General features: G+C 66.3%; 22 protein-coding genes. 11 read left to right on the forward strand and 11 right to left on the reverse strand.

Annotated features, from left to right (window positions below; all coding sequences use genetic code 11):
- Positions 1 to 152 precede the first annotated feature (152 nt).
- From pssA to V5F78_RS11270, 3 genes are all read right to left on the reverse strand, one after another.
- Positions 153 to 974: a CDP-diacylglycerol--serine O-phosphatidyltransferase gene (gene pssA / locus V5F78_RS11260; RefSeq protein WP_394068055.1), complete on the reverse strand. Its 822-nt coding sequence runs from the start codon at positions 972 to 974 to the stop codon at positions 153 to 155.
- 3 nt (positions 975 to 977) lie between these two features.
- Complete coding sequence (locus V5F78_RS11265) at positions 978 to 1,679, reverse strand: phosphatidylserine decarboxylase (RefSeq protein WP_394068054.1); 702 nt, start codon at positions 1,677 to 1,679, stop codon at positions 978 to 980.
- A gap of 618 nt (positions 1,680 to 2,297) precedes the next feature.
- Complete coding sequence (locus V5F78_RS11270; protein WP_394068053.1) at positions 2,298 to 3,146, reverse strand: oxidoreductase; 849 nt, start codon at positions 3,144 to 3,146, stop codon at positions 2,298 to 2,300.
- 50 nt (positions 3,147 to 3,196) lie between these two features.
- Here V5F78_RS11270 and V5F78_RS11275 point away from each other — a divergent pair, with 50 nt between their 5' ends.
- The gene (locus V5F78_RS11275) at positions 3,197 to 3,823 is read left to right on the forward strand and encodes a TetR/AcrR family transcriptional regulator (RefSeq protein WP_394068051.1); all 627 of its coding nucleotides are present in this window, start codon (positions 3,197 to 3,199) and stop codon (positions 3,821 to 3,823) included.
- A 112-nt stretch (positions 3,824 to 3,935) separates the two neighbouring features.
- Here the strand turns inward: V5F78_RS11275 and V5F78_RS11280 are convergent, their stop codons facing one another.
- Both V5F78_RS11280 and V5F78_RS11285 read right to left on the reverse strand, forming a co-directional pair.
- Positions 3,936 to 5,909, reverse strand: a complete 1,974-nt coding sequence (locus V5F78_RS11280) for an ABCB family ABC transporter ATP-binding protein/permease (RefSeq protein ID WP_394068049.1) — start codon at positions 5,907 to 5,909, stop codon at positions 3,936 to 3,938.
- A 10-nt stretch (positions 5,910 to 5,919) separates the two neighbouring features.
- On the reverse strand, positions 5,920 to 6,264 hold the full coding sequence (locus V5F78_RS11285) for an ArsR/SmtB family transcription factor (protein ID WP_394068047.1): 345 nt from the start codon (positions 6,262 to 6,264) through the stop codon (positions 5,920 to 5,922).
- A 159-nt stretch (positions 6,265 to 6,423) separates the two neighbouring features.
- On the opposite strand from V5F78_RS11285, the gene V5F78_RS11290 reads away from it, so the two are divergent.
- Positions 6,424 to 7,032 (forward strand): LOG family protein, encoded by a 609-nt coding sequence (locus V5F78_RS11290; RefSeq protein WP_394068045.1) that lies wholly within the window; start codon positions 6,424 to 6,426, stop codon positions 7,030 to 7,032.
- 37 nt (positions 7,033 to 7,069) lie between these two features.
- On the opposite strand, the gene V5F78_RS11295 is transcribed toward V5F78_RS11290, so the two are convergent.
- A complete protein-coding gene (locus tag V5F78_RS11295; protein WP_394068043.1) occupies positions 7,070 to 7,600 on the reverse strand; it encodes a GNAT family N-acetyltransferase in 531 nt (176 codons plus the stop codon).
- Positions 7,600 to 8,988, reverse strand: a complete 1,389-nt coding sequence (gene cysS, locus V5F78_RS11300) for a cysteine--tRNA ligase (protein WP_394068041.1) — start codon at positions 8,986 to 8,988, stop codon at positions 7,600 to 7,602. Before cysS ends, V5F78_RS11295 begins: the two co-directional genes overlap by 1 nt.
- A gap of 414 nt (positions 8,989 to 9,402) precedes the next feature.
- Here cysS and V5F78_RS11305 point away from each other — a divergent pair, with 414 nt between their 5' ends.
- Positions 9,403 to 9,717, forward strand: coding sequence for a hypothetical protein (locus tag V5F78_RS11305; RefSeq protein ID WP_394068039.1), 315 nt, complete (start codon positions 9,403 to 9,405; stop codon positions 9,715 to 9,717).
- A 345-nt stretch (positions 9,718 to 10,062) separates the two neighbouring features.
- On the opposite strand, the gene V5F78_RS11310 is transcribed toward V5F78_RS11305, so the two are convergent.
- Positions 10,063 to 10,575, reverse strand: a complete 513-nt coding sequence (locus V5F78_RS11310; protein ID WP_394068037.1) for a CreA family protein — start codon at positions 10,573 to 10,575, stop codon at positions 10,063 to 10,065.
- Positions 10,576 to 10,732: 157 nt separating this feature from the next.
- On the opposite strand from V5F78_RS11310, the gene V5F78_RS11315 reads away from it, so the two are divergent.
- On the forward strand, positions 10,733 to 11,836 hold the full coding sequence (locus V5F78_RS11315; RefSeq protein WP_394068035.1) for a TRAP transporter substrate-binding protein: 1,104 nt from the start codon (positions 10,733 to 10,735) through the stop codon (positions 11,834 to 11,836).
- Positions 11,837 to 11,948: 112 nt separating this feature from the next.
- A complete protein-coding gene (locus V5F78_RS11320) occupies positions 11,949 to 13,127 on the forward strand; it encodes a DUF2865 domain-containing protein (protein WP_394068033.1) in 1,179 nt (392 codons plus the stop codon).
- A gap of 51 nt (positions 13,128 to 13,178) precedes the next feature.
- Here the strand turns inward: V5F78_RS11320 and V5F78_RS11325 are convergent, their stop codons facing one another.
- Positions 13,179 to 14,333 carry a GGDEF domain-containing protein gene (locus V5F78_RS11325; protein ID WP_394068031.1) on the reverse strand — a complete coding sequence of 385 codons (1,155 nt, stop codon included), beginning with the start codon at positions 14,331 to 14,333 and terminating at the stop codon, positions 13,179 to 13,181.
- Positions 14,334 to 14,583: 250 nt separating this feature from the next.
- On the opposite strand from V5F78_RS11325, the gene V5F78_RS11330 reads away from it, so the two are divergent.
- A complete protein-coding gene (locus V5F78_RS11330) occupies positions 14,584 to 14,934 on the forward strand; it encodes a DMT family protein (protein ID WP_394068029.1) in 351 nt (116 codons plus the stop codon).
- 106 nt (positions 14,935 to 15,040) lie between these two features.
- Here V5F78_RS11330 and V5F78_RS11335 read toward each other — a convergent pair whose 3' ends face one another.
- Both V5F78_RS11335 and V5F78_RS11340 read right to left on the reverse strand, forming a co-directional pair.
- On the reverse strand, positions 15,041 to 15,403 hold the full coding sequence (locus V5F78_RS11335) for a hypothetical protein (RefSeq protein ID WP_394068028.1): 363 nt from the start codon (positions 15,401 to 15,403) through the stop codon (positions 15,041 to 15,043).
- Positions 15,404 to 15,650: 247 nt separating this feature from the next.
- Complete coding sequence (locus tag V5F78_RS11340) at positions 15,651 to 16,277, reverse strand: glutathione S-transferase family protein (RefSeq protein WP_394068027.1); 627 nt, start codon at positions 16,275 to 16,277, stop codon at positions 15,651 to 15,653.
- 266 nt (positions 16,278 to 16,543) lie between these two features.
- Here V5F78_RS11340 and V5F78_RS11345 point away from each other — a divergent pair, with 266 nt between their 5' ends.
- The 5 genes from V5F78_RS11345 to msrP all read left to right on the forward strand — a co-directional run bounded on the left by V5F78_RS11345 (position 16,544) and on the right by msrP (position 20,865).
- On the forward strand, positions 16,544 to 17,746 hold the full coding sequence (locus V5F78_RS11345) for a pyridoxal phosphate-dependent aminotransferase (RefSeq protein WP_394068025.1): 1,203 nt from the start codon (positions 16,544 to 16,546) through the stop codon (positions 17,744 to 17,746).
- Positions 17,747 to 17,928: 182 nt separating this feature from the next.
- The gene (locus V5F78_RS11350) at positions 17,929 to 18,411 is read left to right on the forward strand and encodes a DUF992 domain-containing protein (protein WP_394068024.1); all 483 of its coding nucleotides are present in this window, start codon (positions 17,929 to 17,931) and stop codon (positions 18,409 to 18,411) included.
- Positions 18,412 to 18,577: 166 nt separating this feature from the next.
- Entirely contained in the window at positions 18,578 to 19,066 is a 489-nt protein-coding gene (locus tag V5F78_RS11355) for a DUF992 domain-containing protein (RefSeq protein WP_394068022.1), read from the forward strand.
- 20 nt (positions 19,067 to 19,086) lie between these two features.
- Positions 19,087 to 19,779: a DUF992 domain-containing protein gene (locus V5F78_RS11360; protein WP_394068021.1), complete on the forward strand. Its 693-nt coding sequence runs from the start codon at positions 19,087 to 19,089 to the stop codon at positions 19,777 to 19,779.
- A gap of 120 nt (positions 19,780 to 19,899) precedes the next feature.
- Positions 19,900 to 20,865, forward strand: coding sequence for a protein-methionine-sulfoxide reductase catalytic subunit MsrP (msrP, locus tag V5F78_RS11365; RefSeq protein WP_394068019.1), 966 nt, complete (start codon positions 19,900 to 19,902; stop codon positions 20,863 to 20,865).
- Positions 20,866 to 21,112 lie beyond the last annotated feature (247 nt).

The raw sequence follows: 21,112 nt of genomic DNA on the forward strand, positions 1-21,112 counted from the left end.
ACTTCGACTTGTTAAGCTGGCGCTTGAATATAACGAAATGCTCATTAAATGAGCAAATATGGCGCCATTGCATGCATTTTCACATGAGCGCGGATATCTGAATATTCTACAAATAGTATCATACCCGCACAACGGAATCCGTCGCGGGATGGTCAGGGCGTGGGGGAGGCGGGTTCTGTTTCTGCCACATGGGCCGCCATCAGCCGGCGGTAGCGCAGGAACGAGAACGGCAGGAAGCCGAGATACAGCAGGCTGCACACCGCAAGCACGCTCCAGGGGTAGCTGGCGAGCAGGCCGACGAACATCGCCACCACCACGAACAGCGGCAACACCATGTCCCGCCGCACGCGTTTGCCCAGGGTCTTGCCCGAATAGGCCGGCACCTTGGAGATCATCAGCAGGCCGATACACAGGCAATAGACCAGCGCCACCGGGGCCGTGGCGGCACCGCGCGGCAGGCCGAGAAGGTCGAGATAGACCGGCAGCAGGGCTACGATGGCACCCGCAGGCGCGGGGATGCCGGTGAAGAAATCCGCTGCGAATGCCGGCCGGTTGGGATCGTCCAGCATCACGTTGAAGCGGGCGAGGCGCAGGGCGGCGCAGATGGCGAAGATCAGCACCACCAGCCAGCCGATGGAGCCCACCGTGTCTAGCCCCCACAGATACAGGATCAGCGCCGGCGCGCAGCCGAAATTCACGAAATCCGCCAAGCTGTCCAGCTCGGCGCCGAAGCGCGAGGTGCCCTTGAGTGCCCGCGCCAGCCGGCCGTCCACGCCGTCCAGGATGGCGGCGAACACGATGGCCGCGAGCGCCAGCTCCAGCCGCCCCTCGATGGCCATGCGCACCGCGGTCAGGCCGGAGCATAAAGCCAGCAAGGTCACGAGGTTCGGCAGCAGCACCCGCACCGGGATCTTGCCCAGGCGCCAGACCGGAGGCGCGCCGTGCGGATCGAGCGGGGGAAGGGAAGCGGCCATCTTTCAGCTCACGCGATAGGCGGTGTCGCGCGCGCCGGGCGCAGCGAAATCGGCGATGATGGTCTCGCCGGCGGTGGTCAGCTGGCCTTCCGCCACCTGCACCCGTGTGCCGACGGGCAGATAGACGTCCACGCGCGAGCCGAAGCGGATCAGGCCGAAGCGCTCGCCCGCCCCCATCTCTTCGCCCTCGCGCACAAAGCACACGATGCGCCGGGCGATCAGGCCGGCGATCTGCACGCAGCCGATCGGGCCGGCGGGGGTGTGGAACACGAGGCCGTTGCGCTCATTGTCCTCGCTCGCCTTGTCGAGATCGGCGTTGAGAAAAATGCCCGGCTTGTAGGCGACGCGCGCGATGCGGCCCGAGACCGGGGCGCGATTCACGTGCACGTTGAACACGTTCATGAAGATCGACACGCGCAGCAGCGGGGTGTCGGAAAGGTCGAGTTCGCGCGGCGGGATGGCGAGCGAGATCTGCGACACCGTGCCATCGGCGGGGGCCACCACCAGCCCCTCGCGCAGCGGGGTGACGCGTGGCGGATCGCGGAAGAACAGGGTCGTCCACAGGGCGAGCCCCAGCGCGATCATGCCGAAGAAGGTGGAGACCATCAGCAGGCCGAGGGCGATCACCACCGCTATGGCGATGAAGGGATAGCCTTCGCGATGGATGGGAACGAGGCTCTTGCGGACGGACGCGACGATGGACACTCAAGTCTCCAGATCAGGCCGCGCGTTCGAGGCGCGGAGGAAACAGGTAGTCACCCCCTGCCCCGCCGTCAAATGGCGATCGTGCGGCACCGCGCCCACAGCAGCCGCCGGGGGACCGCCTCCCCGCCCTCGGTTGTGAGCGCGGGTCGGTGCGCATCTGGCGGGAGAATGGCGCGGCCGCGCCCGACACGGAGCACCACTCGGCAAAATGTTTCACGTGAAACCAAGGACTTGCAGCAGACGAACAGCGGTTTCGTGAGACGTCTCTGCGGCTGTCCGCCGGACGACACCGCGAATTTCGCGCGAATTCGCGCCATGACTTTCGGCGAACACGGGCCAGCCCGAAGATCCGCCCTCTCGCACAAGCGGGGTCGGACGCCGGGAAGGCAGCGCCTTTAAATTGGGCATTCGGTGTTGTGCGCCGGCCCCCCTCACCCGCCCGCTGCGCGGTCGACCTCTCCCCGTCGGGGAGAGGTGAAGGATCTGCCAGTGCGGGCGCGTAGCCCCGAGGTTGTGCTAAAATCGACCAATCTTGCCGAGCTCGCCAGCAATCTCGATCGGTCTGTGCGGCCTCTGTCGCTGCTGCCGGGCACGCTGATGAGCCAAACGGGCTGACGCTCAATGAGACTCGAAGCTGGTCGAACGCGAGAGCGCATCCCAGGCGTCGAGTTCAATCTTCATTGTCTTGAGCTTCTGTTCGACCAGCCCCAGCGCGTCTTCGCCCAGGAACAGCCGGACTGGCGGATTCTCAGCTTCCACCAGCGCGAGCAGTGCCTGAGCAGCCTTTGCCGGGTCGCCGGGCTGGTGGCCGCTCTTGGCCTGTCTGGCGGCGCGGATCGGATTCATGACGGCGTCATAGTCGGCAATCGTGCGGGGCGTGCGGTCCATGGACCGGCCAGCCCAATCGGTGCGGAACTGGCCCGGAGCGAGCGCCGTCACCCGTATCCCGAAACCCGCCAATTCCTTGCCAAGCGCTTCCGAAATGCCTTCCAGAGCGAACTTGCTGCCGCAGTAGAAGGTGATCCCCGGCATGGTGATGAAGCCGCCCATCGAGGTGACGTTGATAATATGGCCGCGACGCCGTTCGCGCATCCCGGGCAGCACCGCCTTCACCATCGCGACCGGACCAAAGACGTTGGCCGCGAACTGACGTTGGAGATCATCCATGGAGGATTCCTCCAGCACGCCCTCATGACCGTATCCGGCATTGTTCACCAGCACGTCGATTACGCCCATTTGCCGCTCGGCATCCGCCACAGCCGCCGGGACGGCGCCGAAATCGGTCACGTCCAGCACCAGCGGGTGGGCGCGGCCAGGGGCGAGTGCGGCAAAGGTCTCGGCGTCAGCGGCCCTGCGCACCGTGCCGATAACCCGATGGCGAGCGTGCAGCGCGCCTTCAGCGAACGCACGGCCCAAGCCAGAACTGACACCGGTGATGAGAAAAGTCTTAGAAGCAGGGATCGACATAGCTAACTCCGTACCGACACCATAAATTATATCATGATATAGATACAGGCATGGCAAACAGCAAGATCGAACCTTCTTCCCCCAGCGTCAGAGGCGAGCCGCTTCGTCAGCGGGTGATCGACGCGGCCGAACGGCTGCTTCGCGATGGCAAAGCCGATTTCTCGATGCGCGACCTCGCAGCGGAGGCAGGGGTCAGCTTCGCGACCCCGTTCAACCAGTTCGGGAGCAAGGCGGCGATCATGCACACGCTCTCCGCACGGCGGATCGATACCATGGAGAGTCGCTTTGCCGCCGCGCCGCCGCTGACGGACGCGGCCGAGCGCGTCCTGCTGGCGATCGATACGGCGGCCGGTGTGATGCTGGAGGAACCGAAGGTAAACCGAGCGGTAATGGGCTGGCTAGGCGCCGCCAACCCTTCGCCCGGACAGGTTTGGACGCGCTCGACGGCGCTCTGGACGCTGGCGCTGGGCGCGGGAGACGGCTTGATCGCGGCGCGCCGGGAGCAAGCTCTCCGTTGCTTGCCGGGGCAACTCGCCTTCGCCTTTCGTGGGGTGCTGTCGTTCTGGACTGCGGGCGAACTGCCCGACGAGGCGCTCGCACCGAATGCGCGAGACCTCGCTGGCACCTTGTTGCTTGGCTTCACGGAACAGCAGTTATCGGGTGATCTCGCCTCGTAGCGCCCGGACTCTTGCAAGGTCTGTCGAATGAGGAGCCGGTGCACGCCCGGCGCCCCAACGAACACTCCACCGGCTGTTCGACGAGGCGGCGCTGCGCGCCAGCCCGCCGTCCTCAGGCGGCCGAGCTCGCCTCGTTCTCGTGATGATCCACCAGCCGCACCGCCGGCGGAGCCTCGGTTTCCAGCACCGGCACGTCGCTTTCCTGGGCGGCGGCGAGCTTTTCGCGGGCGTCGTCCGCTTCGCGCTGGCGGCGCCAGAGCGCGGCATAAAGACCGCCCTTGGCCAGAAGCTCGGCATGGCTGCCGCGCTCGGCCACCGTGCCCTGCGACAGAACCAGGATTTCGTCAGCGCCGATCACGGTAGACAGGCGGTGCGCGATCACCAGCGTCGTGCGCCCCTCGGACACCCGCTCCAGCGCGTTCTGGATTTCCTTTTCAGTATGGCTGTCGAGGGCAGAAGTGGCTTCGTCCAGCAGCAGGATGGGCGGCGCCTTCAGGATGGTGCGGGCGATGGCGACACGCTGCTTCTCGCCGCCGGAAAGCTTCAGCCCGCGCTCGCCCACCTCGGTCTTGTAGCCCTTGGGCATGGCGCGGATGAAGGGGTCGATCTGCGCCAGCTTCGCGGCTTCCTCCACCTCGGCCTCGGAGGCGTCCTGCCGGCCGTAGCGGATGTTGTAGGCGATGGTGTCGTTGAACAGCACGGTATCCTGCGGCACCATGCCGATCGCGGCGCGCAGGCTCTCCTGCGTCACCTCGCGAATGTCCTGCCCGTCGATGGTGATGCGCCCGCTCTTCACGTCGTAGAAGCGGAACATGAGGCGCGAAATGGTGCTCTTCCCGGCGCCGGACGGCCCGACGATGGCCACCGTGCGCCCCGCCGGCACCTCGAAGGAAATGCCCTTCAGGATTTCGCGGTCGCTCTCATAGGAGAAGCGCACATTCTCGAAGCGCACCGTGCCGCCGTTCACCTGAAGCGCGCCGGCGCTCTCCTTGTCCTCGATTTCGGGATCGCGCGAGAGCACGGCGAACATGGCCTCGATATCGACGATGGCCTGCTTGATCTCGCGATAGATCATGCCGAGGAAGTTCAGCGGCTGGTAAAGCTGGATCATCATGGCATTGACCATGACGAAGCCGCCCAGGCTCTGCCGCCCCGAGCGCACGTCGAACGCCGCCAGCACCATGGTGGAGGTGAGCCCCAGGGTGAAGATGGCCGCCTGCCCCGCGTTCAGCCACGCCAGCGAGGTGAAGGTGCGCACGGTGGCGTTCTCATAGCGCGCGACCGAACGGTCATAGCGCTGGGTTTCCCAGCGCTCGGCGCCGAAATATTTCACGGTCTCGTAATTGAGCAGGCTGTCCACCGCCTTGGTGTTGGCCTCGGTGTCGCTCTCGTTCATGTCGCGGCGGATCTGAATGCGCCACTCGCTCGCGGCATAGGTGAACCAAGTGTAGAGCGCCACCGTCAGCGCCACGACGGCGACATAGCGCCAGTCGAATGCGAAGGCGAGGACGATCAGCACCAGCACCATTTCCAGAACCGTGGGCGCGAGCTGGAGCACCAGCATGCGCACGATGGTCTCGATGCCCTCGCGCGCCCGCTCCAGCACGCGGGTCAGCCCGCCGGTCTTGCGCTCCAGGTGAAAGCGCAAGGACAGCGCATGCATGTGCTCGAAGGTCTGCAGCGCCAATTTGCGCACCGCATGCAGCGCCACCTTGGCGAAGATGCCGTCGCGCAATTGGGTGATGCCGGCCATCACCAGGCGCGCGCCGCCATAGGCCAAAGTCAGCAGCACCGGGGCGGCGAGAAACCAGGCGATGTCGATGTCGCCCTGCCCGTCCGGCCGCGAGGTGAGCGCGTCGGTCGCCCATTTGAAGAAGAAGGGCACCGCCATGGTGGCGAGCTTGGCGAGCACGATCAGCGCGCTGGTCGCCACCACCCGCGCCTTGAGATCGGCGCGATCCTGTGGCCAGAGATAGGGCCAGAGGGCAGCGACGGTTTTCGTCAGCGCGCCGCCGGCGGCCGCGACCGCCTTGAAGGCGCCGCGTGCGGTCTCCCGCGAGGCGCGGGACGTTGAAGAATCGGACATCAAAACCTACTTAATCTTGAGGCGCTGCCGTTCGCGCGGCATCGCCCGCCGGGGCGAGCGCGGCGAACAGGCCATCGAGACGGCCGCGCAAGGCGCTCAGCGCCGCGTGGTCGATGCAATAGCAGGAGCGCGGACCATCGACCGTCACGCGGATGAGGCCCGCTTCCGCGAGAACCTTTATGTGTTGCGACACGGTCGATTGCGCCAGGGGCAGACCGGCGACGATTTCCCCGCACACGCAGGTCTCGTGCCGCGCGAGGGTTTCAAGCACCTTGAGGCGCGCGGGATGGGCAAGCGCCCGCAAGTGCGCCGCCAGCACCTCCGACTCGGCCGAGGAAGGGAAAGCATCAGTCATCGGCTATCGGCGATAAACGATGATCCGAACCAAAACAAGGCGAAGACGTTGTTTTCTCCCGCGTCACGATTTCGTCGTGGCGCATCATCAATTTGAAGGAGCCGGCGGGTAACGTCGGCCATGTGACAGACAGTGAACAGACATATCAAAGCAGGCCCCATGGCACGTATCGAAAGCGTGTGCGTCTATTGCGGTTCCTCCCCGGGCTCTGACCCGGTCTTCGTGGAGGAGGCGCGCCGGTTGGGTGAAATCCTCGCCCGCAACGGGGTGCGCCTCGTCTATGGCGGCGGCGGCGTCGGGCTGATGGGGGAAGTCGCAACCGCCGTGGCGCGCAATGGCGGGGAGGTGACGGGCATCATCCCGCAATTCCTGATCTCCCGCGAACGCGCCTTCGACCATGGCGGCGAACTCGTCGTCACCACCGACATGCACGAGCGCAAGAAGCTGATGTTCGAGCGTGCGGACGCCTTCGTCGCCCTGCCGGGCGGGGTCGGCACGCTGGAGGAACTGGTGGAGCAGCTCACCTGGGCCCAGCTCGGGCAGCACCGAAAGCCCATCCTGGTGGCGAACATCGCGGGCTTCTGGGACCCGTTCCTGTCGCTGCTCGACCATATGCGGGCGAACGCCTTCATCCGCGGATCGGCGCCGGTGAACCTGCTGGTGGCGGAGGATGCCGGGCAGATCCTACCCATGCTCCAGGCCGCTGCCGCCGGGGTGAAGGAAGCCGAAATCCACGCCGCAGCGAGCACGGCCATCCAGGGCATGTGAGCGCGCAAGCCAAGCCGCCTCGCTCATGACCCGTGGGTCAGGAGGATTTGGCCTTCAGCTCCGGCAAGGTCTTCTGCATGGTGGTGTTGCCGAGCCACGCATTGCCGAGCGGCACCGTGTTGCGCCGCTGGGGCACGTAGCCGCGCCGGGCGAAGAAGCGCTGGGCGGTGTCGCTGGCGTCCACCGTCAGGGTTTCCTTGCCGCGCGCCTTGGCGATGGTCTCGCCCGCCTCGCACAGCAGCGTGCCGACGCCCTTTCCCGCGACGCCGGGATGCACATAGAGCATGTCGATCAGCTCATCGCCCTTGAGCGCGATGAAGCCCACCGGCGTTCCGCCCATGGTGGCGACCAGCGTCAGCTCGGCCGCGAGACGGGCGCCGAAGGCCGCCTCGTCGTCGGCCGCGCCGATCCAGGCTTCCTGCTGGTCGGTGTCGTAATCCTCGCCGGTCAGCTCCTCCACCGACGCGCGGAAGATCGCGACCAGCGCTTCGGTATCGGCGGGCAGGAGCGGACGCAGCGCCGGACGCGGCAAGTCCCCATCGGACGCGGAGTGCGGGGTCTTCGCCATCACCGTGCAACCTCCCACGAGGTGGTTCCATCCTTATTGTCCATCAGCACCACACCCTTGGCCGCCAATTGCTCGCGGATATGATCCGCCGCCGCGAAATCGCGGGCCTTGCGGGCGGCGTTGCGGGCGGCGATCAGCCCCTCGACCATGTCCGCGTCCACCGCCGCGTCCTGGGCTTGGCGGGCGCGCCACTCGCTCTCGGTTTCCTGCAACAGGCCCATAAGATTGGCCGCCGCCTTGAACCGCCGCTTCAGGGCGGAAGAGGTGTCCACATCCTCCGCGACCGAGGCGAGGTGGTGCAGATGGCTGATGGCGGAGGGGGAATTGAGGTCATCCCCCAGCCGCTCGGCGATCTCCGCCTCGAACGGATTTTCGCCCTCGCTGTCCGCGGGCTCGTCGCCGACGATGCGATACCATTTGTCCAGGGTCTTGGCGGCAAAGCCGATGCCTTGGCGGGTCCAGTTGATGGGCTGGCGGTAATGGGTGGAGAGCATGGCGAGGCGCAGCACTTCGCCCGGCCAGTCGTTCAGCAATTCGCGGATGGTGACGAAATTGCCCAGCGACTTGGACATTTTCTCGCCTTCCAGCATCAGGAAGCCGTTGTGCATCCACACCCGCGCCATCACGCCGCTATCGAAGGCGCAGCGCGACTGGGCGATCTCGTTCTCATGGTGCGGGAACACCAGATCGATGCCGCCCCCGTGGATGTCGAAGGTCTCGCCGAGATGCTTCCACGACATGGCCGAGCACTCGATGTGCCAGCCCGGCCGCCCCGGCACGGCGATGCCGCAGGGGGAATCCCAGCCCGGCACGCCGTCCGCGCTCGGCTTCCACAGCACGAAATCCATGGCGTCGCGCTTGTATGGGGCCACATCCACGCGCGCGCCGGCGATCATCTCGTCCAGCGGCCGGCGCGACAGGCGACCGTAATCCGGCATGGCGGGCACGTTGAACAAAACGTGATCCTCCGCGACATAAGCGTGGCCGGAGGCCACCAGCCGCTCGATGAGGATTTTCATCTCGGCGATATGCTCGGTGGCGCGCGGCTCCACGGTGGGGCGCAGGCAGCCCAGCTCCGCCGTATCCTTGCGAAACCAGTCGTAGGTCTCTTCCGTCAGGTCGCGGATGGAGATGCCGCGATCGGCGGCGCGCGCGTTGATCTTGTCGTCCACGTCCGTGATGTTGCGGACATAGGTCACCTGCTCCGCCCCGTAGGTGCGCCGCAGCAGGCGGAACAGGACGTCGAACACGATCACCGGCCGCGCATTGCCGATATGGGCATGGTCGTAGACCGTGGGGCCGCACACATACATCCGCACATTGGCGGGATCTATCGGCCGGAACGGGTCTTTCGACCGGGTCAGGGTATTGTAGAGCCGCAGCTCCATGGATCGTGTGCTCCCCTTTGGACCTTTGTAGGACGCGCAAGCGCCGCTCCGGTGCCGGCCGGGGCGTCCAAACTCCTCAAGAGGGGTGCAGCATAGGACGGCCGCGGCCAGCTGTTCGGGCTAACCGCAGATAATTGACAGGTGGGCGCGCGGACGCGCTGAAATCTGGCCGTTCATGGCGCGGGACAATGGGAGGCGATCACGCAAGCGTCAAGCCGATTTCGCTGAACGGCGCCGCTTCGCGGTGCCGCACCCCCCATTTGGTGTCCCAGGGATAGGGTTGACCAAAATGCTGCGACGCGGCTATGCCAATCCCGCTTCGGTATCGCGTATCGCTTCCGCGCGTCATTCCTGCGGCCCCCGCGCCTGGTCGTGTCCAGGCCCTCGGGTCCCTCAGAGGTCTCCGACCTGCCCATGCAGAAACCCGCCTTGCTTCTCGCCGCCGCCCTCATGCTCGCTTCGAGCGCCGCGTCGGCGGAGACGCGAATCTTCCTGATCGAGAATTCCGACGCGTATGGCGTCGACATGTGCCTCGCCAACGGCGAACGATGCGGCGAACAGGTGGCGACCGCCTGGTGCCGTACCCACGATTATTCCCGCGCGCTCGATTACGGCAAGGTGGCCGACGCCAGCGGCATCGTGCCCATCGCCAGCACCCAGCAGACCCCGCGCGCCGTGTGCACGGGGCAAAGCTGCCCCGCCGTCGTCGCCATCACCTGCACCCGCTGAACCGCACGCGCCGAACGCTGGCGCGCTGACACTCTGACGTGCCCCTAGAGCCATTCGACATTCAGCGGCCTGCAGATCATCGAGGAGCCTGACGGCAGGCGTGCGATTGTCTTCTTGCACCGGCCGTCATGGCCGGGCGTGTCCCGGCCACCCACGCCGGGCCGCCCGCGCCCGCCTTGAAAAGCCAGCACCAGCGGTACCGCGTGGATGCACGGGACAAGCCCGTGCATGACAATGCTCTGTTGCAATCGCGTCAATCCATGAATGTCGATTGGTCCTCGGCTGACGTTCATCCACGCACGCGTCAGCCATGCCAGACGGGCGCGTCGCAAGCGCCGGCCCGCGCTATTTCAGAAAGTCGGCGCAGCGCGGCACCTCGCCGGTGGTGCCCCAGGGCATGATCGGCACGGTGGAGGTTGAATTCTTCGGGCTGCCGTCGATCAGCTTGTCGGTATAGACCAGATACACCAGCACGTTGCGCTTGGTATCGCAGCCCCGCACGATCTGCATCTTCTTGAAGAAGAAGGAGCGGCTCTCGCGGAACACCACGTCGCCCTGCTCGAACTTTTTCGTGAACGAGATCGGCCCGACCTGCCGGCAGGCGAGCGAAATGTCGGAGGTCTGCTCGGCCACCCCGACCATGCCGGAAAGGCCGCCCTTTTCCGGCGTCGTGTAATGGCAGGCAACGCCCGACACCACCGGATCGTCGACCCCATAGACCGCGAGCTTGTCGTCGGGGGTCAGGAATTTCCACACCGTGGACTTCTTGAAGATCAGGTCCGGCTCCTGCGCGCGCACCGCGGACGGAGCGGCAATGGCGAGCGCCAGCAAAGCGGCAATCCAGGTCGGCCGAAACATAAGCTCAATCCTCACAGAAAGGCGGGGGTTCACGATGCTGCGATGCGGCGGGCAGACGTCGCGATTGACGCCACCGCCCCGTCGTGACACCTCTCCCGCGACAAAATCAAGACGCCCCAAACCAAGACATAAGAACGAAGACGCCCAGGAGATCCCCATGGATACCGCACGCCGCCGTTTCCTCGGCGCTTCCGGCACCGCGATCGCCGCGACCGCAGCCACCACGCTGGCCATGCCCGCCCTGGCGCAGAGCCAGCCTGAGGTAAAGTGGCGCCTGACCTCTTCGTTCCCACGTTCGCTCGATACCATCTTCGGCACCGCGCAGACGCTGTCGAAAATGGTGAGCGAGGCCACCGACGGCAAGTTCCAGATCCAGACCTTTCCCGCCGGCGAGATCGTGCCCGGCCTCCAGGCGCTGGACGCGGTGCAGAACGGCACGGTGGAATGCGCCCAGAGCGCCACATATTTCTATATCGGCAAGGACCCCACGCTCGCCTTCGGCACCGGCGTGCCGTTCGGCTTCAATTCGCGCCAGCAGCATTCCTGGTGGTTCTTCAGCGGCGGCGCCGACATCATCAACGGCGTGTTGGCCAAATATAACACGCTCGGCATTCCCATGGGCAATTCCGGCACCCAGATGGGCGGTTTCTTCCGCAAGGAGATCAATACGCTCGAGGACCTGAAGGGGCTGAAATTCCGCATCGGCGGCATTGGCGGGCAGGTTCTCGCCAAGCTCGGCGTGGTGCCGCAGCAATTGCCGCCGAGCGACGTCTATCCCGCGCTGGAGCGGGGCACCATCGACGCGGCCGAGTTCGTCGGCCCCTATGACGACGAGAAGCTCGGCCTCGTGAAGGTGGCGAAATATTATTATTACCCCGGCTGGTGGGAAGGCGGGGCCATGCTCCACCTGCTCATCAACAAGGACCAGTGGGACAAGCTGCCCAAGCATTACCAGGCGATTCTCGCCAATGCCTGCGAAGCCGCGAACAATTGGATGCTGGCGAAATATGATGCCGTGAACCCGCCCGCCTTGCGCCGGCTGGTGCAGCAGGGCGCGGAGCTGCGCGCCTTCTCCACGCCCATCATGGAAGCGGGCTACAAGGCCTCGTTCGAGCTTTACAACACGCTCGCGGCGCAGAATCCGAGCTTCAAGCAAGCCCTGGACAGCCTGGTCAGCATCCGCTCCGAGCAGCTGCTGTGGTGGCAGATCGCGGAATATTCCTACGACAGCTTCAACATCCGCATGCGCGGGCGTTCGTGAGGCCGGGCGGACTTTTCCCGCAACGATCAAACTTTCGTCACCATTGACCGCCCCGAATGGCGCTATAAGGGCGCTTGGTGATCGGCCTGGGTGGGTCCGAACAGGGTTGAGAATGAAATCGGTTCGCGTGTTCGGCCTTTGTCTGGCCCTCATGTCCGGCCCCGCCGTGGCGCAGGCCCCCGGCCAGAGCTATGGGGCGCCGCCCCCCGGCTATGGTGGCGGCCAGCAGGCGCAGGCCGCCGGCCCCAGCTGCGTGCAATTGGAAGGCGCCCTCGCCTCGCTCGACCGCAGCACCAACGACCCCAATAACGGGCGCGCGGCGCAGCTGGCGCGCATGCGCAGCGACCTGGACCGGCTGACCAGCCAGGCCAAGCAGATGAGTTGCGATGCGCCGCGCGGCTTCTTCATCTTCCAGGGGCCGCCGCGTCCGCCCCAGTGCGATGTCATCGACGACCAGATTTCCCGCCTGCGCGCCTCCATCGCCAGCGCCGATCGCGGCGGCGGCGATGACGGCCAGCGCCGCCAGCTGATCCTGGCCCTCGCGCAGGCTAATTGCGGCCAGCAATATCGCGCCGCCGCCCAGGCCATGGGCGCGGGCCAGCCGGCGCAGCGCCAGCCGCCGCGCCAGCGCAATTTCTTCGAGGCCCTGTTCGGCGGCCCCGTGAACAGCGAGCCGGAGGAAGGCGGTCCCGGCCTCGACGTCGCGCCGATGGACCTGCCGAAATCCTCCACCTATCGCACCGTGTGCGTGCGCACCTGCGACGGTTTCTATTTCCCCATCTCGTATGCGACCGTGCCCTCGCGCTTCGCCAGCGACGATGCCCAGTGCCGGCGCCTGTGCCCGGCGACCGAAGCGCAGCTGTTCAGCTATCGCAATCCCGGCGAGGACATCCAGCAGGCGACCTCGATCACCGGCAAGCCCTATATGTCGCTGCCGACGGCGCTGATGTATCGCAAGCAGCTGGTGCCATCCTGCTCCTGCCGGGCGCCCGGGCAATCCTGGTCGCAGGCGCTCTCGGGGCTGGAGGATTCCTCCACCCTGCAGAAGGGCGACATCCTCGTGACCGAGGAACAGGCGAAGGAAATGTCCCAGCCCCGCCCGGCCGGCGATCCGGCAACCGCTGGCGCCAAGGGCAAGGCCGCGGCCGCGACGCCCTCGCGCCCCGCCGCGGCGCCGCTCGACCCCGTGCCACCGACGGCGGTGGCGCCATTGGCCCCTGCGGCCGAGCAGCCCGGCCAGCGGCCCGTGCGCGTCATTCCGCCGCCCAGATCCGGCTCCGCCGCTCAGTGAGCGGCCCACGGCCCGCCCGCATCCGCGCGGGCGCGGCCCATCACCTGAAGCCTATGACATGAAGATCGCGCGGTTGCGCCCGCCATGCTTGGCGGCATAAAGGGCGCGATCGGCGCGGGCGAGCACGTCGAACACGCTGCGATCCTCGGCGCTGCGCGCGGTGCCGCCGATGCTGAGCTGCACGGCAATCGACCGGCCTTCCACCTCCACCGGCGCGCGCGAGACTTCGGCGATCAGCCGGTCGGCGAGCGTCAGCGCCATCTGCGGCCCCGCCTGCGGCATGAGCACCGCGAATTCCTCCCCGCCCATGCGCGCGATGGCATCCTCGCCCCGCAGCACGCGCCGGCACAGTTCGGCGACGATGGAAATCACCGCATCCCCGGCGGCATGACCATGGGCATCGTTGATGGATTTGAAATGGTCGATGTCCAGCATCAGCATCGAGAGGGCGCCCGCCTCCCGAGGGGTGGAAAACACCGCTTCCGCCTGCTCCAGGAACCGCCGGCGGTTGAGCAAGCCGGTCAGCGGATCGGAGCCCGCGAGGCGCCGCAGATCCTGTTCGAGCTGACGCTGTGCGGTCACGTCCGACACCACCAGCACATAGGTCTGTCCCACCCAGCGAAAGCGGAACTGCACCGCCCGGTCCATGCCGTCGCGGCAGCGCACCACCCATTCGGTCTGATGGATGGAATCCGGCTCACGCTCGGCGGCGGCCATGAGCTGGTGCCATTCCTCCACCACCCGCGCCCGCACCTGCGGATCGGGAAAGCCGAGAACCCACCAATCTTCGAAATGCACCACCGCATGCTCCTGGTACAGGAACAGCTCGTCGGATGCCTTGTTGTAGAACAGCGCGTTGAGGTCCCGGTCATACAGCTCGACGCCGACCGGAAGCGCATGCAGGATTTCGGCGAAGGAACCCGGCCAATCGCCCTGCCCCACCACGGCGGGGGTCACGGTGGCAAGCCAGCGGCCCGGCGCCTCGGGCAAGGCGGAAAGGGAGAAGGTCAGCGTGCGGTTGCCATGGGCGGTGCGACACGGCAGGCGCAGCACCGCATGGGTCTCGGCGCGCAGCTTGGCGCCCTGGAGGACCGTGCTGAGGGCCAGCGGCACGGTGGGGCCGAGGATTGCCGCCGCGCACGGCAGCGTGCAGAGAGCGGGGCCCAGCAATCGCGCCGCCGCCGGATTGGCCGCCTCGATCGTCATGGACACGTCCCAAAGCACCAGGAGCGCCGCGTCCACAAGCTTGAATAAAGGGCTTTCCCCCCAGAGCGTTACTCCGTCCACTTTACGCCACACCCACTTCGCCTCGGTCCTGGAGGTTGAAGTGTAGTGCCAGCAAAGGATCGGGGGAATGTAAATTTATCGGTATAGAAACACCTCAACACAACCAGAACCCCGGCTAATCTCGCCCGCCCGCGGCTTGCGGGTCCGCTTATCTCCAGATGGAACCGCCATGCCGTTTTCCGCCACCGCGCTCCTGCCGATCGGCCTGCTGATCGCCTCCAACGTGTTCATGACGTTCGCCTGGTACGGCCATCTCAAATACAAATCCGCGCCGATCCTGATTGCGATCGTCGCGAGCTGGGCCATTGCCTTCTTTGAATATTGCCTCGCGGTGCCGGCGAACCGCATCGGGTCCGGGGCCTATTCGACCGCGCAGCTCAAGACCATGCAGGAGGTCATCACGCTGCTGGTGTTCGCGGGATTTTCGGTGCTGTATCTGAAGGAGCCGCTGGGCTGGAACCACGCGGTGGGGTTCAGCTTCATCGCCTTTGGCGCCTTTTTCATCTTCCACAAATTCTGAAGATCAGGCGGGGGGCGGCTCTGCGCGTCTCATGTGGAAAAGCGCGGCCATGCGTGGCCGCGCCGAAGCTTTAACAACCCATCGAACGATCCGGCAGATCCCACGCTCAGCGCGGCAGGCGCCGACGATCGGCGCGCACCGGCACGGGCTGGGGACGCGGCGCGCGCAGACGCGCGAGAAGGGCGGCACCCGCCAGGGCCACGAGGCCGAACAGCGAGAGGGAGAGAAGCGAACTGGAGAGGAGCGAGCTGGACATTGTCGCCTCCGCGGCGTTGAGAACCGATGCGCTTGCGCGATCGAACGACAGTACCACGGTTACGGCGCAAATCGCCAACATCAACGCAATCGTGAGCGCGACCTGTGCGAGGGCATCGCCCGCCTTGTGATTGCGCACCGCGCGCGCCAGGGCCTCGGGATCGGCGGAGGACACGCCATTCTCAAGAACGGCAAACTCACGAAACTCAGACATCGCTTCGCCTCGGACGGTTCGACTAACCTCTAGAAGCGGGAATGCCGCGAATCGGTTCCCTGCGACTCACCAAAAGTTGCCTTCCAAGCAAGCCGCGATTGTGGCGACGCGACGGCAGGTGCTGGAATAAGCGTGGCGTTTTCGTGACTTAGATCACGCAGGCGCGATCCATGCCGTAGGATAAAGTTGTAGCCCCTGCGCCGTTCGGCCCCGGCGTGCAAGCTCACATTACCGAGCGGAGCTTGCCTCAGGCTGCCTTTTCCAGCGGGCGCCAGGAAATTTCCACATGGTCGGGCTCGCGCGCCACCCGCTTCAGCCACCGCCGCACGGCGGCGAAGGGGGAAAGATCGAACTCGCCTTCATGGGCAACGTGCGTATGGGCGTAGAGCGCGATATCGGCGATGGTCAGCCCGTCGCCGACGAAGAAATCGCGGCCTTCAAGATGGCGTTCCATGACGGTGAGCGCGCCATAGCCCTCCTCCATCCAGCGGTCGATGTCATGGGTGCGCAATTCGCGCCCGCCCCGCACCTGCTGGAGCCAGAATCGGGCCTGGCCGATGCCGGGCTCGTGGTTGTTCTGCTCGAAGAACATCCAGCGCAGGGTCTCCGCCCGGGCCAGGGGCGCTGCGGGCAGCAAGGGCGTGCCGTCGGCGAGATAGAACAGAATCGCGTTCGACTCGGCGAGCGTCGCGCCGCCGGGCAGCTCCAGCAGCGGCAGGCGGCCATCGGCGTTCTTGGCCAGGAATTCGGGGGTGCGGTGCTCGCCGGAGAGGATATCCACCTCGGTCAGGCGGAACGGCAGGCCGAGCTTGGCCAGCAGCATGCGCACCTTGTAGGAATTCCCCGATGCCTGGGTGGAATAGAGCGTCAGCACGGCGTTTCCCTCTCGGCCCCCGCCTAGATGGAGGCTTGCGCGGCGCCTCGCAAGACGGGCCGGAAGGTAGTGCGCCGGCAATCCATCAGTGCATTGCGGCCCACCCATTCACAATGCTTGCTTGTTCGGGAAATCGCCCTCGACTAATAAAGTGCCGCATGCCGGCCTGCCTCGCGGCGGACCGGCGCTTCGTCTCACCCTTCGCGTCCGACGGCACCAGCGCATTCGCGTGCGGCACCGCCGGCCTGCGTCCGGAGTCAAAGGCCATGAGCCTCCTTTCGCCCGCTTTGATGCGCATCAAGCCCTCGCCGACCATCTCCATCTCCAACAAGGCGCGGGAGCTGAAAGCGGCCGGCCGCGACGTGATCGCGCTCAGCGCCGGCGAGCCGGACTTCGAGACCCCCGAGAACATCAAGGAAGCGGCCATCGCCGCCATTCGCCGCGGCGAGACGCGCTATACCGCGGTCGACGGCATTCCCGAGCTGAAGGCCGCCATCGTCGCCAAGTTCAAGCGCGACAACGGCCTCACCTACAAGGCGAGCCAGGTGTCGGTCGGCACCGGCGGCAAGCAGGTGCTGTTCAACGCGCTGGTGGCCACCGTCGGCCCCGGCGACGAAGTGATCATCCCGGCGCCGTACTGGGTGAGCTATCCCGACATCGTGGAATTCTGCGGCGGCACGCCGGTGAGCGTGCCCACCACGCTGGAAGACAATTTCAAGCTGCGCGCCGATGTGCTGGAAGCCGCCATCACGCCCAAGACCAAGTGGCTGATCTTCAACTCGCCGTCCAACCCCTCGGGCGCCGCCTATACCCATGACGAGTTGAAGGCCATCACCGACGTGCTGGTGCGCCATCCCCATGTCTGGATCCTCACCGACGACATGTACGAGCACCTCGTCTATGACGACTTCAAGTTCGCCACCCCGGCCCAGGTGGAGCCGAGCCTGTATGACCGCACGCTCACGCTGAACGGCGTGTCGAAGGCCTATTGCATGACCGGCTGGCGCATCGGCTATGCGGCCGGGCCGGAGGCGCTCATCAAGGCCATGGGCACGCTTCAGTCGCAGTCCACGTCCAACCCCTCCTCGATCGCCCAATGGGCGGCGGTGGAAGCGCTGAACGGGCCGCAGGACTTCATTCCCCGCAACAATGCGGTGTTCAAGGAGCGGCGCGACCTCGTGGTGTCCATGCTCAACCAGGCGAAGGGCCTCACCTGCCCCAAGCCGGAGGGCGCGTTCTACGTGTTCCCGTTCTGCTCCGGCGCCATCGGCAAAAAGGCCCCGTCGGGCAAGGTGATCGCCAACGACGAGGACTTCGCGACCGAATTGCTGGAGGCGGAAAACGTGGCGGTGGTGCACGGCTCGGCCTTCGGCCTCGGCCCGGCATTCCGCATCTCGTATGCGACCGCGACCTCGGCCTTGGAAGAAGCCTGCACGCGCATCCAGCGCTTCTGCGGGGCGCTCAGCTGAGCCTTGCCATAAGCCAGGCGTGACTTATTCGTCGCAGGGCGCGCGGAATCTTCAAGATCCGCGCGCCCGGCATGGAACCTGAGCCTTTCGTAAGCGTTGGCGGAACACTTGGTCCAGGCTAAGGCTTAACGGCGCCGGCGTTGCCCCCCCGCTTGCTGGCGTTTTATTGGAGGAAGCACATCATGAAGATTGCTCTGAAGGCCGGCTTCGCTGCCGCTCTGGCTGCGTCCGCCCTCGCGCTCGGCGCCGCGCCGGCCGCTGCCCAGTCCCGCATCCAGGTCGGGACCCTGGTCTGCCAGATGGCGCCGAACGTGGCGTTCATCATCGGTTCGATCCGCGAAATGTCCTGCACCCTGCGTCCGGCGAGCCGCCACGTTCCCCGCGCGTCCTACACCGGCACCGTGCGCCGCTTCGGCCTGGATATCGGCGTGAACGGCCAGGGCACCTTGATGTGGACGGTGCTCGCGCCGACCCGCAAGATCAGCCCGAACGACCTGCGCGGCACCTATGTGGGCGCTTCCGCCAACGCCGCCTTCGGCGTCGGCCTCGGCGCCAACGCGCTGGTCGGTGGCTCGCGCAACACCATCGCGCTCCAGCCGCTGTCGGTTGAAGCCCAGACCGGCGTCAATCTCGCCCTCGGCGTCGCCGACCTGACCCTGCGCTGAGCCTGACGGCATCGGCGCCACCGCGCGCCGATCGTCGCAGTTCCACCCCGCCGCCTCGGCGGCGGGGCATTCCAGGGCCGGCGGTCCGGCACCTCGGGACTATTCCGCTATTGTACCCCTTCCGTCGCGGACGTAGGACTGACACGTCAGACATTTGGGGGATTCCATGCGAATCTATACTTTATTCGGCGCCCTGCTGGCCGGTGGCCTGATGGCCACCTCCGCACAGGCGCAGACCGCGCCCAAGATCCAGGTGGGCGTGCTGCAATGCAAGGTCGCGCCCGCGGTCGGCTTCATCGTCGGATCGGTGCGGGAGCTGAGCTGCCAGCTGCTCACCGGCACGCCCACCGCCCCGGTGGTGCGCGCCTCCTATAAGGGCACCGTGGCGCGCTTCGGCCTCGATATCGGCGTCACCAATGCCGGCACCCTGAGCTGGGCGGTGTTCGCCCCCAACACCTCGCCGGCCGCCAGCGATCTCGCGGGCAAATATGTCGGCGTCAGCGCCGATGCGGCCTGGGGCCTCGGCGGCGGCGCGAACGTGCTGCTCGGCGGCTCCAAGAGCACCATCGCGCTCCAGCCACTCTCGCTTCAAGGCACCGCGGGTGTCACACTCGCCGCGGGCGTTTCCGACCTGACCCTGACCCCGGCCAAGTGAAGCCGAACGGAGGACACGACATGGCCTCGATCCTCCGCTCCCTTCTCTTCGGTTCGGCCGTGATCCCGGCGCTCGCCGCGCCGCTTTCGGCCGCGCAGATGGAACTGGTGCCGGGCGCGGACCAACCCGCCTCGGCCCAGACCCCCGCGCAACAGACCACGGTGCAACTGCCCACCATCCAGGCCGTCCAGGCGCCGCTGCCGGCGCCCGTTGCGCCCGCGCCAGCCCAGCCCGCCCCGCCGGCGGCGAGCGAGCCGGCGAAGACAGAGATGCAGAAGGTGGAATCCGGGCTTCTGGAGTGCCGGGGCGAATCCGCCATCGCCTATGGCTTCGGCTCCACCCGCAAGGTGGACTGCGAGTTTCGCGCCACCCTCGGCATGAACCAATATTATACCGGCACGCTCGAGCGCGCGGGGCTGGATTTCGGCGTCTCGGACCAGGGCAGCATGCTCTGGGCGGTGCTCGCCACCACGCCGAAGCTGGGGCCTGGCGCGCTCTCCGGCCAATATGTCGGCATCTCCTCCGGCGCCTCGCTCGGCCCCGGCTTCTCCGCCAACGTGCTGATGGCCAAGGATGCGAAGGCCGGCATCGCCCTGCAGCCGCTGAGCGTTTCGGCCGACAGTGGCCTGAGCATCTCGCTCGCCGCCGCGACGCTCACCCTGCGCGCGACCTTGCCCCCGGTGCGCACCAACGAGCAGGTGCTCTCCCGCTGAGAATCGCCGCCGGGAGGTCTCACGGCACCGTGAGACCTATATTCTGATACCTTTCACACGGGCGTTTGAATTGCCTCCCCCTGCGTGGGCTTGAATGCTGCGCCGCGATGGAGGCCACTCATGCTCATTCGACGTAAACGCGGCTGGGAAATCCCCGAAAGCCAGGCGACGCCCGAAAGCGTCTTTCTCTCGCGGCGCGCGCTCCTTGGCGCGGGCGCAGGACTGATCGGCGCCGGGGTGCTTCCGAGCCTCGCGGCCGCGCAGAGCGCGGGCCCGGCGGATCCTTCGGCCAGCCTCTACCCCGCCAAGCGCAATCCCACCTATACGCTCGACCGCCCGGTGACTCCCGAGGCCGCGGCGAGCACGCTGAACAATTATTACGAGTTCGGCACCAATTACGATGTCGCCAAGGCCGCCGCCAAGCTGAAGGTGCGCCCCTGGACGGTGCATATCGACGGCCTCGTGGAGCAGCCGCGCGATGTCGCCATCGACGACCTGCTCAAGGCCATGCCCCTGGAGGAGCGGCTCTATCGCCACCGCTGCGTGGAAGCCTGGTCCATGGCCGTACCCTGGACCGGCTTTCCCCTGAAGGCGCTGGTGGATTACGCCAAGCCGCTGAGCGGGGCGAAATATGTGCGCTTCGAGACCTTCCTCGACCGCGACGTGGCGCCCGGCCAATATGGCCGCTTCTATCCCTGGCCCTATGTGGAAGGGGTGACGATCGAGGAAGCCACCAACGACCTCGCCTTCATGGTCACGGGCATTTATGGCAAGCCGGCACCCAACCAGTTCGGCGCCCCGCTGCGCCTCGCCCTGCCCTGGAAATACGGCTTCAAGTCCATCAAGGCGATCGTCAAGGTCTCGTTCGTGGACAAGCGGCCGAAGAGCTTCTGGGAAGTGGTGCAGGGCGCGGAATACGGCTTCTGGGCCAATGTGAATCCCGCCGTCTCCCATCCGCGCTGGAGCCAGGCGACCGAGAAGGACATCGCCACCGGCGAGCGCCGTCCCACCTTGCTCTATAACGGCTATGGCGAATATGTCGCTTCGCTCTACACCGGGCTGGAGAAGGAAAAGCTCTATATGTGAGCGCCTGGCCCGCTCCGCGTCGGGAGATGCGGCGTTGCGGGCGGAACCATCGGCCCCCTCTCCCCGCTGGGGAGAGGGCTGGGGTGAGGGGTGGGGCCTCACCCGCCTTGCCCGTGCCCCCTCACCCGTCCGCTGCGCGGCCGACCTCTCCCCGAGGGGGAGAGGTGGCATACCAGACTCCATAGGCCCACGGGAGAGAAGCGGCGCGCGGAGGCGAGGGGAAACGCCCCCGCCTCCTTCGGCTGTG

Source organism: Roseixanthobacter glucoisosaccharinicivorans (genome assembly GCF_043195095.2).
GTDB lineage: Bacteria > Pseudomonadota > Alphaproteobacteria > Rhizobiales > Xanthobacteraceae > NCEH01.

What these genes read in the sequence shown, in the direction of transcription:
- V5F78_RS11290 (WP_394068045.1), top strand. Translation starts at nt 6,424, where the DNA reads ATGGCACGTATCGAAAGCGTGTGCGTCTATTGCGGTTCCTCCCCGGGC.
- V5F78_RS11285 (WP_394068047.1), bottom strand. Translation starts at nt 6,264, where the DNA reads ATGACTGATGCTTTCCCTTCCTCGGCCGAGTCGGAGGTGCTGGCGGCG.
- V5F78_RS11350 (WP_394068024.1), top strand. Translation starts at nt 17,929, where the DNA reads ATGAAGATTGCTCTGAAGGCCGGCTTCGCTGCCGCTCTGGCTGCGTCC.
- V5F78_RS11355 (WP_394068022.1), top strand. Translation starts at nt 18,578, where the DNA reads ATGCGAATCTATACTTTATTCGGCGCCCTGCTGGCCGGTGGCCTGATG.
- pssA (WP_394068055.1), bottom strand. Translation starts at nt 974, where the DNA reads ATGGCCGCTTCCCTTCCCCCGCTCGATCCGCACGGCGCGCCTCCGGTC.
- msrP (WP_394068019.1), top strand. Translation starts at nt 19,900, where the DNA reads ATGCTCATTCGACGTAAACGCGGCTGGGAAATCCCCGAAAGCCAGGCG.
- V5F78_RS11345 (WP_394068025.1), top strand. Translation starts at nt 16,544, where the DNA reads ATGAGCCTCCTTTCGCCCGCTTTGATGCGCATCAAGCCCTCGCCGACC.
- cysS (WP_394068041.1), bottom strand. Translation starts at nt 8,988, where the DNA reads ATGGAGCTGCGGCTCTACAATACCCTGACCCGGTCGAAAGACCCGTTC.
- V5F78_RS11320 (WP_394068033.1), top strand. Translation starts at nt 11,949, where the DNA reads ATGAAATCGGTTCGCGTGTTCGGCCTTTGTCTGGCCCTCATGTCCGGC.
- V5F78_RS11280 (WP_394068049.1), bottom strand. Translation starts at nt 5,909, where the DNA reads ATGTCCGATTCTTCAACGTCCCGCGCCTCGCGGGAGACCGCACGCGGC.
- V5F78_RS11325 (WP_394068031.1), bottom strand. Translation starts at nt 14,333, where the DNA reads ATGACGATCGAGGCGGCCAATCCGGCGGCGGCGCGATTGCTGGGCCCC.
- V5F78_RS11330 (WP_394068029.1), top strand. Translation starts at nt 14,584, where the DNA reads ATGCCGTTTTCCGCCACCGCGCTCCTGCCGATCGGCCTGCTGATCGCC.
- V5F78_RS11315 (WP_394068035.1), top strand. Translation starts at nt 10,733, where the DNA reads ATGGATACCGCACGCCGCCGTTTCCTCGGCGCTTCCGGCACCGCGATC.
- V5F78_RS11335 (WP_394068028.1), bottom strand. Translation starts at nt 15,403, where the DNA reads ATGTCTGAGTTTCGTGAGTTTGCCGTTCTTGAGAATGGCGTGTCCTCC.
- V5F78_RS11310 (WP_394068037.1), bottom strand. Translation starts at nt 10,575, where the DNA reads ATGTTTCGGCCGACCTGGATTGCCGCTTTGCTGGCGCTCGCCATTGCC.
- V5F78_RS11360 (WP_394068021.1), top strand. Translation starts at nt 19,087, where the DNA reads ATGGCCTCGATCCTCCGCTCCCTTCTCTTCGGTTCGGCCGTGATCCCG.
- V5F78_RS11275 (WP_394068051.1), top strand. Translation starts at nt 3,197, where the DNA reads ATGGCAAACAGCAAGATCGAACCTTCTTCCCCCAGCGTCAGAGGCGAG.
- V5F78_RS11295 (WP_394068043.1), bottom strand. Translation starts at nt 7,600, where the DNA reads ATGGCGAAGACCCCGCACTCCGCGTCCGATGGGGACTTGCCGCGTCCG.
- V5F78_RS11270 (WP_394068053.1), bottom strand. Translation starts at nt 3,146, where the DNA reads ATGTCGATCCCTGCTTCTAAGACTTTTCTCATCACCGGTGTCAGTTCT.
- V5F78_RS11305 (WP_394068039.1), top strand. Translation starts at nt 9,403, where the DNA reads ATGCAGAAACCCGCCTTGCTTCTCGCCGCCGCCCTCATGCTCGCTTCG.